Raw genomic sequence first — 15,125 nt, 5'->3', positions numbered from 1 at the left:
TCTCGTCCAGAAAGGTGCCGGTGATCTTCATGCTAATTGATGGCCAGCACCTTGCATTTCTGCAGGCCGCCGGGGGTATTGAATTCGATCTCGTCGCCGGTGCCGGCTCCCATGAGAGCTTCGCCCATGGGGCTGTCGCAGCTGATCTTGCCCGCCGCTATGTCGGACTCGGCGGGTCCCACTATGGTGAATTCGTTTTCCATGCCCATGGACTCCAGGAATATCTTGACTCTGGAGCCTATCTGCACCTTGTCGGTGCCGGCAGCTTCCGTGAGCTCCGCGTTTTCCAATATATATTTCAGCTCGGCGATGCGGCTCTCCACCACGCCCTGCTCCCGCTTGGCGTCGTGATAATCAAAGTTTTCGCTCAGATCTCCCAGCTCTCTGGCTTCCTTGATCCTGTTTATGATACGGGGCCTTTCGTTCTTTACCAGATTGTCCAGCTCCTGATTTACCTTGTCCAAACCCTCTTGGGTTATCTTGATTTTTTCCATAGTTTATCCTTACGGCCCGCCGTAAAATCAGGGCGGGCATGCCTTGTGTTGTGCAGTCAAGACCGATTATACCACACCGCATATGAAAAAGCAAGCCTTCCCCGTGGCTCCGCCCTATATTATGCAAAAACCTTATTGACAAGGCCCCCCGGGTTGTGATATATTAAGGGTGAATACTGCTAAGGAGCATATACCATGAAAAGATGTCTGTTTACCGTCTTATGCCTTTTGTGCGCGGCCTCCTGTCTGCTGGGCGATGCCCTGGGAGACTATTTTTCCAAAGCCGAAGACGCCTTTGCCTGGAACGAGATTTCCCGGACTGAAGTGTCTCAGGCCCTGCGCTGTGAGCTGGGCATGACCAGCCTCACCTACAAAAACACACCCTGGAAGCACACCGTCAGCATCATCATACCCAAGACCGTCACCGTGCCCGACACGGCTCTCTTGTTTGCAGTCATGGGCGACGGGATGAAGGAGCTGGACAAATACGCGGGCATGATAGCCTCCGTGCTGGGCTGCCCTATGGTCATAGTCTGGGACGTGCCCAACAAACAGCCGGGCCTGTCCGACGACGGCGCCATAGCCAAGACCCTGGCCGAAGCCTATGCCGGCGGCAAACAGGAAGACGTGATGCTGCTGCCCATGGCCAAGAGCGTGCTGAAGGCCATGGACATCTGCGACGCCTATCTGAAGCAGCAGGGAGCCCCCGTGTCCAAATACGTCATCGGCGGCCCCTCCAAGGACGGCTGGATCACCTGGCTGGCCGCCGCCTCCGGAGACAAACGCATAGCCGGCATCATCCCGGTCATATTTGACTTTCTGGACATGGAAAAGCAGCTGGCGCTGCAAAAGGAAGCCTACGGCCGTTATTCGGACATGATCAAGGAATACACCGCCTTTGAGGACATGCTCACCTCCTCCAAGGGCAAGAGCTTTATGAAGCTGGTGGATCCCATCACCTACGCGCCGAAGATCACGGTGCCCAAGCTGCTCATCAACGCCACCAACGACAGCTATTGGAACATAGCCTCGGCCAACCTCTACTGGAAGAGCCTCCCCGGAGACAAGTATCTGGTCTATGCGGTCAACATGGACCACGGCAAGACCATCGACGGCTCGCAGATAGACCCTCTCAGGCTGCTGCCCATCATCAACACGGCCGCCATGTTCGTGGAAAAATGCGCCGGCTCCGCCGAGATGCCCGCCCCCACCTGGAATTGGACCGCCAAGAAGGGCTCCGCAGCCTGCGTGGTGAGAGCGCCCAAGGACGCCGTCATCACCGCGGCCACCGTGTTCGTGGCCACGGGCGACAGTCGGGACCTGAGAAAGTCTCCCTTTGAGCCCGCTCCCATGAGCAAGACGGACAGCGCCGCCTCGGTGAACGTGAAGGCCGAAGGCAAATACAAGGCCGCAGTCTGCCAGATCACCCTCACCTGCAACAACAAGCCCTACACGGTGTTCACCACACCTCAGGTCATAGAGCCTGCCGAATAGGGCAACCTCTCAAAAGCAAGGGGCTTCCGTTTCCGGAAGCCCCGTCTCTTTTGTCCCCTTACAGCCCGTCTATGATGCTCATCACCGTCAGGGTCTCCCGGGCCAGCAGGTCTGCCCTTGCCCGGTCATTGGCGGCTATGATGTCGGCAAAAGCCCTGAATTCCGCCGTCAGGCGGTGCCGGACCGCCGCAGGCGCAAACTCCTCGGTGACATAGGTCCTCACAGTTGCCCCCGAAGCGTCACGGCCCTCTCCCGCCCTGCCGCCGTCGGCCACTGCCACTGTCAGGTTTGGCCCGGTGTTGGGCTTGCCGTCTATGCGCATCCAGCCCTTTTCGCCCTGCACGGACACAAAGCAGGGGCTGTCCGAATCCTTGGCAGCCGTCAGGACGCAGACAAAGCCGTCATACTCCAGGACCAGCGCCCCGGACACGTCCACCCCGTTGAAGCCCCGGTTGGGAAAATAGCTCTTGTTCCGGGGCGCTCCGAACAGTGCCGCGGCATAATGTATGTTGTACACGTTGATGTCTCTCAGAGCGCCGCCCAGATGCTCCGGTGAAAAATAGTGGTCCACGTCCCCCCGGAGATAGCGGTCGTACCGGCCGGAATACTGCGAAAAATTCGCCATCATCAGCCTGATACGGCCCAGCCGTGGCAGAGATGCCCGCATCTTCTCCAGGACTTCGTTGTGGAGCACCGTGATGGCCTCGAACACGTAGAGCCCCCTGTCCCCGGCCATGCAAAACAGCTCCTCCGCCTCCCCGCAGGTCCCGGTGAAGGGCTTTTCCAGTATCACGTGCCTGCCCGCTGCCAGGGCCTTTTTGGCATATTCATAATGGACGCTGTTGATGAGGGCGATATACACCGTGTCCACGTCCCCGTCCCGGAGCAGCTCGTCATAATCCGTGTAGACCCGGGGTATGCCGTACTGACCGGCCAGGGCTTCCCCCTTTTCCCGGCTGTGGGGCCTGGCGAAGATGGCGGCGCAGACAATATCCTCCAGAGGCTCCAGAGCGTAGAGGGCGTCGTGCGCTATCTTGCCCGTCCCTATGATACCCAGCTTCATGATCTTTTCTCCCTTACTTCTGTCAGCGCCAGCTGAAGGTCAGCATGCCTATGACAAACAGCACGAATATGGACACCGGCGCTATAAAGGCAAACACGGGCTTCATCCAGCCCTTCACCTTCATGCCCCTGCCGGAATTGGCTTCCTCGCACAGCTTGTCCCAGCCCCAGCCGAACCGTGCGTTGGTGCAGAACAGGGCTATGATCAGAGCGCCCAGAGGAAACAGCAGATTGGTGACCGCGAAGTCCCACAGGTCCAGCCAGGAGGAATCCGGGCCGAAGGGGTGGAACTGCCACAGGCTGTAGCCAAGGGCGGTGGTGAGGCTCAGCAGAGCCACTCCGACGCCGCACACCACGCTGCCCCTGTGTCTGTCCCAGCCGGTCAGCTCCCGGACGCAGCCCAGGATGGTCTCGCAGATGGACAGCATGCTGGTAAGGGCGGCAAACACCATGAACAGGAAGAACAGCGAGCCTATGATCCTGCCTCCCGCCATATTTCTGAAGGCCTCCGCCATGGTGTCAAACAGGAGCCCCGGGCCGGCGCCCACGTCCACTCCCGTGGCAAAGCAGGTGGGAAATACTATGAGCCCAGCCAGAATGGCGGCCAGGGAATCCATCACCACGATGGTGGCGGCTTCGCCCAGGATGCTCCTGCCCTTGTCTATGTAGCTGCCGAACAGCGCCACTATACCAAAGCCCACGGACAGGGAAAAGAAGGCCTGGTTGGCGGCAGCGGGAACTATGCTCCAGCTCAGCTTGCTCATATCCGGCACCAGATAAAACTTCAGCCCCTCTATGGCTCCGGGGAACATGGAGCATCTGACGGCCAGAAAGCCCATGAGCAAAAAGAGAGCCACCATCAGCGCCTTGCTTACCCGCTCCAGACCTCTCTTGAGGTCAAAGGACAGGATAAAAAAGGTCATGGCTACCACGGCCGCCATATATATGGTGTTGACCGCAGGGTCGCTGATCATGCCCGCAAAGGTCAGGTCTTCGTGCCTGCCCCAGGCAAAGCATACGAAGTAATAGGTGAGCCAGCCGCACACCACGCTGTAAAATGCGGACACGATGACGTTGGCAGCGAGGCACATGTACCCGTGGATATGCCACTTCTGCCCCGGCTTCTGCAGCTTGTCATACATCTTCACCGGGCTGGCCTGGGCGGCCCGCCCCAGAGATATCTCCATACACATCACCGGAAGCCCTATCAGGGCCGCCAGCAGCAGATACACGGCCACAAAGAGGCCGCCTCCGTTTTCTCCCGTGAGCCAGGGGAATTTCCACACGTTGCCGCAGCCGATGGCGCTGCCGGCGCTGAGCATCAGAAAACCGATACGGCTGGAAAGCCTTTCTCTCATATACTACCTCAGATACAAAAGGCTCCGGTGAACCGGAGCCTTACGCTGCCTGCTGTCAGGCTTTCTTTTCAAGGGTCAGGGTCTTGGTGGGCTGGTCGCACACCTCGGCAGGTCCGAAATACTGGATGGCGCCGGGATATACGTAGCAGTCTTCCGTTGCCCACTGGTCTCTGTTGGCGGCAAAGAACTTGAAGGGAGCGCCGTCCAGCTCTACCAGGGCCTTCTTGATCACGGGGGTGGGCTTGCCCTTCCGCTGCTCCATGTTGAGCATCTTGGTCACGGGCACGGCTCCGGCCACCCACTTGTCGGCGGGCTGGTCCGTGTTGGCCACCTTTACGGTGTAGCCGGTGAGGCCGGCTCTGGCCATCTGAGCGGCGGTGTAGCCCAGGCTGTAACAATAATCGGCGTCATAGTTGGAAGGAGCGGCGCAGCGGCCTTCGTAGCCCAGGAAGTGGCCCAACGCCTTGAACTTGACCTTGTCGGCCTTGCCCTCGGCCTTCAGCTGCTTGATGCGGTCGGAGACCAGGCTGATCAGCAGCTTTTCCGTCTCCACCTGGCTGAGAGGCACGTTGCCGTGGCTGTCGCGGGTCATGAGCACCTGTCTGTCGGCAACGGGCAGAGAGGAAAACACCTCTGCGGAGTGGGCGGACAGCTTGCCGGTGATATGCTTGGCCTTGGCGTCGGCGTCCATGTCCGCCAGAGCGGCGGCGTCTATGCCCAGTATGTCGCTGATCTCGTCAATGGTGGTCTTGATGTCCGCTATGAATTCGGGCAGACCCTCGGGGATGAGGATGACGCCGTAGTTCTTGCCGGCCTCGGCTCTGCGGACTATGGTGTCGGTGATGCTGTTGACTATCTCGGACAGGGTGATCTTCTTTTCCTTGACTTCCTCGGAGATGAGGCAGATATTGGGCTGGGTCTGGAGCGCGCATTCCAGCGCCACGTGGCTGGCGGCTCTGCCCATGAGCTTGATGAAGTGCCAGTATTTTACGGCGCTGCTGGCGTCTCTCTCTATGTTGCCTATGAGCTCGGAGTAGGTCTTGCAGGCGGTGTCAAAGCCAAAGGAGGCCTCGATCTCGTCATTCTTCATGTCGCCGTCGATGGTCTTGGGCACGCCGATGACCTTGACGCCGGTGTCCTTGGCCTTCATATATTCGGCCAGCACGGCTGCGTTGGTGTTGGAGTCGTCTCCGCCAATGATGATCACGCAGGAGAGGCCCAGCTTCTTGAAGTTCGCCTCGCAGCTCTCCAGCTGCTCGGGGGTCTCGATCTTGTCTCTGCCGGACATGATCATGTCAAAGCCGCCCGTATTGCGGTATGCGTCCACAAATTCGGTCGTGAGCTGCGTATAGTTGTTGTTGATGGCTCCGCCGGGGCCCTTCAGGAAGCCGTACACCTTGCTGTTGGGGTTGGCCTTCTTGATGCCGTCGAACACGCCGGCTATGACGTTGTGTCCGCCGGGAGCCTGTCCGCCCGAAAGGATCACGGCCACGTTGATGGGCTTGTCGGTCAGGCCCTCGCCGTTGCCCTCGACAAAGCTCACCACGGGCTGTCCGTAGGTGGCAGGGAACAGAGCCTTGATGGCGTCCTTGTCCTGGGCGGGCTCGGAGGGAGAGCCGATAGACAGCTTGAATTTGCCGCCGGCCAGGGCCTTGGGCAGCTTGGGGATGTAGGCTTGTCTCGCCTTCTGAAGCGCAGATATCTCACGTATCATAAAAAACACCTCTATTTGAGCAGCGCGCTGCTGATTATTGTCACTATTATTATAATATTATATAGGCCAAAAGTCAAGCCGGAGTCACTTGGCCCGGCTCACCATGTAGTCGCCCCATTCCAGTATATATTCCTTGTAGCGGGAGTCCTCCACGGCGCTGAGCAGAGGCCGCGCCCGGGCCACCAGACTCACCGCCAGCTCCTCCGTGTCTCTCAGGGCGCCGCACTCCTCTATCATGGCGGCGGCTCTCTGCAGCTCCTCCGGAGAAGCGGAGGGATTGCCGTAGGCCCGGAGGAACTCCGCCTTTTCCCTGCTGCCAAACCGGGAGAGGGCCAGGTATATGGGATAGGTCTTCTTGCCCTCCCTCAGGTCGGAGCCCACGGGCTTGCCCAGCTGAGCCTCGTCGGCGGTGAGGCCCAGTATGTCGTCCTTCAGCTGAAAGGCTGTGCCGCAGCTGAAGGCAAACTCCTTCAGAGCTCTGGCCGCAGGCCTTTCGGTGTCGGGTGAATCGGCTCCCAGCATGGCTCCCGCCAGGGCGCTGTAGGAGAGCAGAGAGCTGGTCTTGCCCTCTATCATCCTGATGATCATGTCACAGTCCACCTCTTCGGGCTCCATGTATTCAAAGTTCACGTCCAGCAGCTCCCCTTCTATGAGCAGCCTCATGGTCTCCCCCTGGAGATAGCGGACGCATTCCGCCGCCGTGTCGGGGGAGACTCCCGCCTTGACGGAGTCCAGCATCATGGCCACGGAGATGGCGTGCATGGTGTCGCCTATGAGTATGGAGTAGGTCTCCCCGTATTTGGCTGCCGCCGCCGGCTCCCGGACACCGAAGCGGTCCCGGGCCAGCTGCTGCCCTATGACGTGCATGCTGGGCCCTCCCCTGCGGGTGGGGTCGCAGTCTATGATGTCGTCGTGGATCAGGGTCCAGGTGTGGGTCAGCTCCAGACCGCAGGCTATGGGCAGCGCCCTGTCCAGATGCTCCGGGCTGCCTCCGCAGGCCAGATAGGACCAGATGAGCACCGCGGGGCGCACCTTCTTGCCGGGCCTCATGAGATAGGCCAGCAGGCCCGAGGTGATCTCGGGAAGGCTGTGGCTGAGTATGTAGGGGCAATTGCTGACGTATTCGTTGACCAGCCCGCAGATGCGGACCAGAGAGTCTTTCATGTGATGGGTGTCTGACATGTCTTGTCTCCTTTTTCTGTCACTTATATTTTACTACAAAAGCGGCGGCCGTTGCAAAGGGCCGTGTTGACAGAGGCGGGAAAAAGCCTTATAATAATAGAGTAAAGAGAGAGCGAGGTGTATCTTATGACAGTTACTGAGTGCGATATAAAGGGGCTCCGGAAGCATTCCTCCGGCAAGGTGAGAGAGATATACGATCTGGGAGACAGTCTCCTGATGATAGCCACCGACCGTATATCCGCCTTTGACGTCATCCTTCCCTGCGGCATAGAGGACAAGGGCAAGGTGCTGACGCAGATATCCCTGTTTTGGTTCGACATGATGCGGGATATCATCCCCAACCACATCATCACCGCCGACATCGACAACATCCTCGAGAGGATAGGCCGGGCGGGAGCCGAGGACCCCGAGGCCTGCAGAGACATGCTGGACGGCAGGAGCATCATCACGGTCAAGGCTCAGCCCCAGCCCGTGGAATGCATAGTGAGAGGCTATCTGGCAGGCAGCGCCTGGAAGGAATACCGCAGCCTCACCCCCGACGGCGGACAGGTGACCCTCTTCGGAGAACAGGTGCCCGCGGGGCTGCTGGAGTCCGAGATGCTCCCCACCCCCTGCTTCACCCCCTCCACCAAGGCGGCAGAAGGCCACGATATGAACATCACCCATGAGGAATGCTGCCGCATAGTGGGCCCGGAGATAGGCGAGGCCCTGAAAAAGGCCAGCATAGCCATATACGAGAGAGCCCGGGACTACGCCGCCGAAAGAGGCGTCATCATCTGCGACACCAAGTTCGAGTTCGGCATGTATGAGGGCAGCCTCATAGTCATAGACGAGATGCTCACCCCCGACTCCTCCCGCTTCTGGGACGCCTCCCTCTACCGCAAGGGACAGGGGCAGCCCAGCTATGACAAGCAATACGTGCGGGACTATCTGGAGACCCTGGACTGGAACAAGGAATATCCGGGACCGGAGCTGCCGGCAGAAGTGCGGCAGGTGGCCTCGGAGAAATACAGAGAGTGCTACAGGCTGCTCACAGGCAAAGAGCTATAGACACGCCCAAAAGAGCGGGGCTTCACCTGAGTGAAGCCCCGCATTGTTTTGTGTTCAGTCCGCCTTTTCGCAGAGCAGCGTCCCCCCGTCCAGCCATTCGCTGCCGGGAGAAGCCGTGAGGTCTCCCGCCTCGTCGATGCACACCACCAGCGGCTCGCCGGTCACGGAGTGTCTGGCTATACCCAGCACCCGGCAAACGCCCAGATCGGCGCGGCTGCGGCTGTCGTCGTGCCTGTAGCGCCCGGGAGGCAGCGCCGCCGACAGCTCCTCAAAGGAGGGCAGCAGCTCTATCTCCTCTATATCCCCGGCAAAAAAGACGTATTCCCCCACCTGCAGACCTTCTTCGTCCCTGCCGTATTCGTGGAGGCCGTAATCGGCGGAAAAATGCTCCGCCTCGCCGGTGACAGCGCAGCCGTCCGGGTCCGTGACCCGGACCGTCCTGCCGTCATAGCAAAAGAGCTCTTCCGTCATGCCTATTTCCGTATGAGCCTGATATCCTCGGGCAGAGTGGTCCAGTCGTCCCGGCGAAACTCCAGGGGCTCCGACTCAAACAGGGTGCCCTTTTCGTTGCGCAGGAGCACCTTCAGACTGTAGTCCCGGCCGTTCTCCAGGTCCCGGGCGTCAAAGCACACGGCTATCTCCGCCGGGTTGAACAGATATTCCTTGGTAAACTGCTTGCGGAGTATCCTGTCGCCGTCCATGAGGCGCACCTCCACGTAGGGATCGCTGCCCAGCTTGATGTTCTCCACGTACACGGCCTTGCACTCATACACCAGATAGTTCCATTCCTTGGTGTAGTCCGGAGCCAGGGAGGAGTCCCTGACCTGCTTTTTGTTCAGCTCCACGGGGCTGTCCAGCAGGCCCGAGGCGGGGCACTGCACCCGGACAAATTCACCCTGAGCCCCGTCGTATACGACACACACAGCGAACTCATAGCCCTCCGCGTTTTTCTTGTCCGCCTCGTCAAAGAGCAGGTCGAAATACTGGACCTGCCCCCAGTCAAGAGGCAGCTCAAACAGCTGAAAACAGGCTTCGATATCGTCTTCTGCGGCGGCAGCCCGGGCTTTTTTCATGTCCATGATGCCGGCCTTCAGTTTGGCCCCGGCAGGCAGCCCGTATTCGTAGAGCAGATGGACGGAGCCCTTCACCCGCACCTTGCTCTCAAAGTCGGCAGTGAGGCCTGCGATCACTTTGTTTGGCTTGAAATAGGGCTTCAGCTCGGTCCAGCTCAGCAGGGCCTCATAGCGCCCCTCGGCATAGGAGCCTATGGCGTAGGGATCAAATATCCAGTTGACGCCCGTGGGAGTCAGGACAAAGCTGTCTATGCAGCCCTCTATGTATTCGGGATCCACCTGCTTTTCTTCGTCCGGCAGGTCCGGATCGCCTATCCTCTCCCTGCGTTCCTCATCCAGAGGCGTCTTGAGCAGGGCCACTATATCCTTTTTGGCGTCGGGCCTGAAGAGATCTGCGAACCGGAGAGGCTTTGAGACGCCGTCTATGAAGCTGCCGCAGTAGGTCACCGTGTTGGGATGGGCCCCGCCGGTGTAGGAATAGACCAGGCTCCGGACCGAAAAAGCGCCGGCCCTGTTGAGAGTCACCGTGGGCTCCGCCGTCAGCTCCATCTCCATCTCGGGGCCGTAGTCCACCTCGCCCAGGATCTCGCGAAAGCCCTTGGCAAAGCTGTCATAGCTCTCCTTTATGTCCTTGTTGGCAGCCGCTGCAAAGCCGGCCTCCGACTTCAGCAGGGGGTATCTCAGGTCTATGGAGTATTTGCCCGCCTTGCGGTCCTTGATATACTTTATCTCATAGGCCATGCCGCCCTTCTCATTGGCGGTCAGGGCTGCCGCTGTGTCCTCGGCGCCGCCTTCGCTCTCCGGGGCGGCTGCCGCCGCCAGGGCGCAGAGCGCCACAAGAGCCAGGACCCAAAACACTGTCTTTTTCATGATGATCTCCAAAAAAAAACGCAGCTCTCTCTGTGAGAACTGCGCTTGATATTCATTTGTGAGCGTGGGGACAGGAATGACATGGGCTGTCGTGGCTGTCCAGGTCGGCCTTGGGACAGGCGTTGTCGTTGACGTAAAAGCCCGACCCCTTGAATATGACTCCCGTCTGGCCGATGACCTTGTGCACCTTGCCTCCGCAGTCGGGACAGACCTCTATCTCCGGATCTGTCATGGACTGACGGACCTCAAACCTGCGTTTGCACTCCTCACACTTGTATGTGTAAACAGGCATAGGGTACTAATAATACATACCGGGCATAGTCGGCGTAGGCATAGTGGGAGTAGGCATCATCATACCGCCCATTCCGCCGCCCATGTCATAGCCGCCGCCCATTCCGCCGCCCATACCGGGCAAGGTGGGAGTAGGCATGGTAGGCGTAGGCATGGACATACCGCCCATGGTGTCATAGCCGCCGCCCATACCGGGCATAGAGGGAGTAGGCATGGTAGGCGTAGGCATGGACATACCGCCCATGGTGTCATAGCCGCCGCCCATACCGGACATACCGGGCATAGTGGGAGTAGGCATCATACCGCCCATACCGGACATACCGGACATTCCCATACCCATGGTGCCTGTACCGGTGCCGATGCCGAAACCGTTCATAGAGCCGCCTCTGCTGGGGGATATGACAAACACGCCGGTGCTGGCTGTCTTGGGCAGACCGTAGCCGGGCACTGTCATGGAAGCGTTGGCAGCAGTCAGGAAGGGATAGCTCGAAAGCTTTTCCTTGGTGGTGAGAGCGGCCAGCTCGTTGGCGGCAGCCTGAGAAGGCAGCATATAGGCCTTGAAGGTGGCCAGCCAGCCTCCCTTGCTCCACTTGCCGTCGGCCTCTGCCTCGGGCAGCTTGCAGGTATATATAGCGCCTCTTTCATCCGCAAACTTGAAGACGTAGTAGGACTGACCCGACTTGTTGGTAAACAGCTTGGGGACGGTGACAGTCTTGGCCTCGTCGAAGGATATGGTGTCCGCTGCCTTGGGGGCTGCGGGAGCAGCGGCCGCGCCGGGGGCGCCGGTAGCGCCGGGCATGGTGGGCAAACTGGGCGTGCTGGGCATGGTGGGCATAGCGGGGCCGGAAGCGCCCGAGCTCATGCTGGCAGTACCGTCGGCATTGTATTCGTCATCGGAAGAGGACGAAGAGCTGTCGGAGCTGCTGTCATCACTGCCGCAGCCGCAAAACAGCACCATAGACGCTGCCATCAGCATCGCCAAAAGAAGCATTAAGATAGATTTTTTCATACTTGGTATCCTTGCCTGAAGTATCGTTAATTAACTTACCTACTTTGATTATACCTTAAAATCCCGAAAAAATGCAATAGAGCGAAAAATTTTCACGAAAATTATTTTCGCTCCCCTTGCGAGCCTTGCGGGGACGGGGCGAAATGTAGTAAAATATAGTTGGCACTCGGCAAGCGAGAGTGCTAATACCTTTTATGGATAACAGGAGGAGCATATGCTCAAACCTTTAGGCGACAGAGTGATAGCCAAGACTCTTGACATGGCTGAAAAGACCGCCGGCGGCATCTACCTGCCCGACACAGCCAAGGAAAAGCCCGTGGAGGCAGAGGTCATCGCCATAGGAGAAGGCTCCCGCCTTTCCGACGGGACCATCGTTCCCATAGACGTGAAGGTCGGTGACAAAATAGTTTACGGAAAATATGCCGGCACCGAGGTCAAGGTGGAGGGTGAAGAATACGTCATTCTCCGGGCCGAAGACATCCTCGGAGTGATAGAATAATCAAGGAGTAATATAATATGGCATCAAAGGATCTGAAGTTTTCGGAGGACGCCCGCCGTCTCATTGAAAAGGGCGTAGACAAGCTGGCCGATGCGGTAAGCGTGACCCTGGGCCCCCGGGGCAGATACGTAATGATCGAGAAGAAGTTCGGCAGCCCCCTCATCATCAACGACGGCGTCACCATCGCCAAGGAGATAGAGGTGGAGGACCGCTTTGAGAACGTGGGTGCCCAGCTGGTGAGAGAAGTCAGCTCCAAGACCAACGACGTGGCCGGCGACGGCACCACCACAGCCACCGTCCTGGCCCAGGCCATTATCAGAGAGGGCTTCAAGAACGTGGCCGCCGGCACCAACCCCATGGCCATCAAGCGGGGCATCGAAAAGGCCACCGCCGCCGTGGTAGAGGCCATCAAGGCCCAGGCAGTAGAGGTCACCGACCGCAGCTCCATCGAGCAGGTAGCGGCCATCTCCGCCAACTCCGAAGAGATCGGCAAGATAGTCGCCGACGCTATGGACAAGGTGGGCAACGACGGAGTCATCACCGTCGAAGAGAGCAAGGGCACCGAGACCACCATGGACTGGGTGGAAGGCATGCAGTTCGACAAGGGCTACATCTCCCCCTACATGGTCACGGACGCCGAGAGAATGGAAGCCGTGATGGAAGAGCCCTTTATCCTGCTCTTTGAGAAAAAGATATCCGCAGTCAACGACATCCTGCCCATTCTGGAAAAGATAGTGCAGATGGGACGCCCTCTGGTCATCATCGCCGAGGACGTGGACGGTGAAGCCCTGGCTGCCCTGGTAGTCAACAAGCTCCGCGGCACCCTGAACGTGGCCGCAGTCAAGGCCCCCGGCTTTGGCGACAGACGCAAGGCCATGATGGAAGACATAGCCATCCTCACCGGCGGCCAGTTCATCACCGAGGACCTGGGCATGAAGCTGGAAAGCCTGGACATCAGCATGCTGGGCCGGGCCAAGTCCGTGAAGATCACCAAGGACAAGACCACCATCATAGAGGGCGCCGGCGATTCCTCCGCCGTCAAGGGCAGGATCAGCCAGATACAGGGCGAGTACGACCGCTCCACCTCCAACTATGACAGAGAAAAGCTGCAGGAGCGCAAGGCCAAGCTGGCCGGCGGCGTAGCCGTCATCAAGGTAGGCGCTTCCACCGAGACCGAGCTCAAGGAAAAGAAGAGCCGCATCGAAGACGCTCTGGCAGCCACCAAGGCAGCGGCCCTGGAAGGCATAGTCCCCGGCGGCGGAGTCACCATGCTCAACGCCGAGTCCGCTCTGGACGCCATAGAGCTGGATCGGGACGAGATGATCGGCGTCAACATCGTGAGAAAGGCTCTGGAGGCTCCTCTCCGCAAGATAGTGGAGAACGCAGGTCTGGAGGGCAGCGTCATCATCAACAAGATCAAGTCCTTCGACGACAAGAACATGGGCTTTGACGCAGCCAAGTGCGAATACGTCAATATGATAGACAGCGGCATCATCGATCCTACCAAGGTGGTGCGCACCACTCTGGAGAACGCAGCGTCCATAGCGGCTCTGCTGCTGACCACCGAGTGCGTGATCACCGAGATACCCGAGCCCGTTCCTCCTATGCCCGCAGGCGGCATGGGCGGCGGCATGGGCATGCCCGGCGGCATGGGCGGCATGATGTAAGCCTGCCCCACACACAGAAGACACACCGGCCCCGGACGTCTCCGGAGCCGGTGGCTTTTTTGCCCGCCCGGATACGGCAGGGGCATAAGGCGCTTTTACACAAATCACAGACATTCACGGGAGAGCAGACAATGAAAGTGAGGGAACTGACGGCGGAGGACACGGAGGGGATACGGCAGATGTCCCGCATGGCCACCGACATCGTCAGGGAATACTACGACCCCCTGATAGGCAAAGAGCAGAACGACTACATGCTGGCCAGATTTCAGAGCGAGGCGGCCATAGCAAAGCAGCTGGCGGAGGGATACAGGTATTTCTTCGCGCTGGACGGAGACAGACAGGTGGGCTTTTTTGCCATATACCCCAGAGGCTCCGCCATGTATCTGAGCAAGTTTTATCTCTATCGGCAGGAGCGGCGCAGAGGCTATGGGCGGCAGATCATCGGCTTTATCGCCGTGGAGGCCAGGAAGCAGGGGCTGACGGCCATCGAGCTGAACGTCAACAAGCGCAACGAGTCCCGCTTTGCCTATGAGCGCATGGGCTTTGAGATACTCCGCCCGGAGAAGATAGACATAGGCGGCGGCTTTTTTATGGACGACTACGTCTATCGATTGGAGCTCGAATAAAAAAAACGGACGGCAAAATGCCGTCCGCATACCCTTTCGGGGGTTACTCTTTGACTACGGTCTTTCTGATGACTCCCTTCGGGTCCGCGATCAAAAACACGACGACCCATATCACCAGCCCCAGAGCCACTACGGAAAGCCCCAGGAAGGCGTCGTTTACCATATCGGGTATGGCGGGAGTAAAATACTCGGCTCCCAGCTCTCTGTATTCGAACACGGCGTCTATGAGCCACATGAGGGAGGCTCCCCAGAACATCCACATGAGCACAGCCGATCTCATGATCCGGCTTTCCTCCGACGAATACCAGACTATGGTGGAAGCCACAGCTGCAAGCACGCAGATCAGCAGAGTCATGGCTCTTACCCTTCTGCTTCGACTCGCTTGGCCGCTCTCTTTTCGATGACCGCGCTGACGCCCAGCATCACCAGCCACACGCCGGTGACCAGGCAGGCCATACTGACGCCTACCGTGGACATCTCACCCAGCATCTCCGCCGTGTCCGCCGGATCGCTCATGGCCGTCAGGAACGGGGCCCAGGGAGTCACCTCGCCGTGCCACACGTGCTCAAAGGCCAGCAGAGCGGTGCCGCCCCACAGCATATTTCTGAGCCAACCCAGCTTGACGGAAAAGGGAATGCCCCCGTGCTTCTTGTCGGACTTTTCTTTTTTCTCCATCACCTTACAGGCAACGGTCGCAACTACCGCTTCGGCAGCGGATACCAAAAAACATGCCATA

At 58.9% G+C, this 15,125-nt stretch carries 16 protein-coding genes; 5 read left to right on the top strand and 11 right to left on the bottom strand.

Annotated elements, in window-relative coordinates; translation table 11 throughout:
• Positions 1 to 32 precede the first annotated feature (32 nt).
• Complete coding sequence (gene greA / locus IK083_10255) at positions 33 to 494, bottom strand: transcription elongation factor GreA (GenBank protein ID MBR4749935.1); 462 nt, start codon at positions 492 to 494, stop codon at positions 33 to 35.
• Positions 495 to 689: 195 nt separating this feature from the next.
• Between greA and IK083_10250 the strand changes: the two genes are divergently transcribed.
• Positions 690 to 1,988 carry a hypothetical protein gene (locus tag IK083_10250; protein ID MBR4749934.1) on the top strand — a complete coding sequence of 433 codons (1,299 nt, stop codon included), beginning with the start codon at positions 690 to 692 and terminating at the stop codon, positions 1,986 to 1,988.
• Positions 1,989 to 2,046: 58 nt separating this feature from the next.
• On the opposite strand, the gene IK083_10245 is transcribed toward IK083_10250, so the two are convergent.
• From IK083_10245 to IK083_10230, 4 genes are all read right to left on the bottom strand, one after another.
• Positions 2,047 to 3,051, bottom strand: a complete 1,005-nt coding sequence (locus tag IK083_10245) for a Gfo/Idh/MocA family oxidoreductase (GenBank protein ID MBR4749933.1) — start codon at positions 3,049 to 3,051, stop codon at positions 2,047 to 2,049.
• 22 nt (positions 3,052 to 3,073) lie between these two features.
• Positions 3,074 to 4,408 carry a sodium-dependent transporter gene (locus IK083_10240; GenBank protein MBR4749932.1) on the bottom strand — a complete coding sequence of 445 codons (1,335 nt, stop codon included), beginning with the start codon at positions 4,406 to 4,408 and terminating at the stop codon, positions 3,074 to 3,076.
• A 55-nt stretch (positions 4,409 to 4,463) separates the two neighbouring features.
• Complete coding sequence (locus tag IK083_10235) at positions 4,464 to 6,122, bottom strand: diphosphate--fructose-6-phosphate 1-phosphotransferase (protein ID MBR4749931.1); 1,659 nt, start codon at positions 6,120 to 6,122, stop codon at positions 4,464 to 4,466.
• Positions 6,123 to 6,206: 84 nt separating this feature from the next.
• On the bottom strand, positions 6,207 to 7,304 hold the full coding sequence (locus tag IK083_10230) for a polyprenyl synthetase family protein (protein MBR4749930.1): 1,098 nt from the start codon (positions 7,302 to 7,304) through the stop codon (positions 6,207 to 6,209).
• Between the two features lie 126 nt (positions 7,305 to 7,430).
• Between IK083_10230 and IK083_10225 the strand changes: the two genes are divergently transcribed.
• Entirely contained in the window at positions 7,431 to 8,354 is a 924-nt protein-coding gene (locus IK083_10225; protein ID MBR4749929.1) for a phosphoribosylaminoimidazolesuccinocarboxamide synthase, read from the top strand.
• A 54-nt stretch (positions 8,355 to 8,408) separates the two neighbouring features.
• Here IK083_10225 and IK083_10220 read toward each other — a convergent pair whose 3' ends face one another.
• The 4 genes from IK083_10220 to IK083_10205 are packed head-to-tail and all read right to left on the bottom strand — an operon-like array spanning position 8,409 to position 11,597.
• Complete coding sequence (locus IK083_10220; GenBank protein MBR4749928.1) at positions 8,409 to 8,825, bottom strand: hypothetical protein; 417 nt, start codon at positions 8,823 to 8,825, stop codon at positions 8,409 to 8,411.
• A gap of 2 nt (positions 8,826 to 8,827) precedes the next feature.
• Positions 8,828 to 10,297: a DUF3298 and DUF4163 domain-containing protein gene (locus IK083_10215; GenBank protein MBR4749927.1), complete on the bottom strand. Its 1,470-nt coding sequence runs from the start codon at positions 10,295 to 10,297 to the stop codon at positions 8,828 to 8,830.
• A gap of 52 nt (positions 10,298 to 10,349) precedes the next feature.
• On the bottom strand, positions 10,350 to 10,589 hold the full coding sequence (locus IK083_10210) for an FmdB family transcriptional regulator (protein MBR4749926.1): 240 nt from the start codon (positions 10,587 to 10,589) through the stop codon (positions 10,350 to 10,352).
• A 6-nt stretch (positions 10,590 to 10,595) separates the two neighbouring features.
• Positions 10,596 to 11,597, bottom strand: coding sequence for a hypothetical protein (locus tag IK083_10205; GenBank protein MBR4749925.1), 1,002 nt, complete (start codon positions 11,595 to 11,597; stop codon positions 10,596 to 10,598).
• Positions 11,598 to 11,811: 214 nt separating this feature from the next.
• Here IK083_10205 and groES point away from each other — a divergent pair, with 214 nt between their 5' ends.
• The 3 genes from groES to IK083_10190 all read left to right on the top strand — a co-directional run bounded on the left by groES (position 11,812) and on the right by IK083_10190 (position 14,389).
• Entirely contained in the window at positions 11,812 to 12,096 is a 285-nt protein-coding gene (groES, locus tag IK083_10200; GenBank protein MBR4749924.1) for a co-chaperone GroES, read from the top strand.
• A gap of 17 nt (positions 12,097 to 12,113) precedes the next feature.
• Positions 12,114 to 13,763 (top strand): chaperonin GroEL, encoded by a 1,650-nt coding sequence (gene groL / locus IK083_10195; GenBank protein MBR4749923.1) that lies wholly within the window; start codon positions 12,114 to 12,116, stop codon positions 13,761 to 13,763.
• Positions 13,764 to 13,894: 131 nt separating this feature from the next.
• A complete protein-coding gene (locus IK083_10190; protein MBR4749922.1) occupies positions 13,895 to 14,389 on the top strand; it encodes a GNAT family N-acetyltransferase in 495 nt (164 codons plus the stop codon).
• A gap of 43 nt (positions 14,390 to 14,432) precedes the next feature.
• On the opposite strand, the gene IK083_10185 is transcribed toward IK083_10190, so the two are convergent.
• Complete coding sequence (locus IK083_10185; GenBank protein ID MBR4749921.1) at positions 14,433 to 14,744, bottom strand: hypothetical protein; 312 nt, start codon at positions 14,742 to 14,744, stop codon at positions 14,433 to 14,435.
• Positions 14,745 to 14,749: 5 nt separating this feature from the next.
• Positions 14,750 to 15,124: a hypothetical protein gene (locus IK083_10180; GenBank protein MBR4749920.1), complete on the bottom strand. Its 375-nt coding sequence runs from the start codon at positions 15,122 to 15,124 to the stop codon at positions 14,750 to 14,752.
• Position 15,125: the final 1 nt, after the last annotated feature.

This window comes from Abditibacteriota bacterium (genome assembly GCA_017552965.1).
Lineage (GTDB): Bacteria > Armatimonadota > UBA5829 > UBA5829 > UBA5829 > RGIG7931.
The sequence above is the reverse complement of the archived record's forward strand: the minus strand, read 5'-3'. Positions and strand labels throughout refer to the sequence as shown.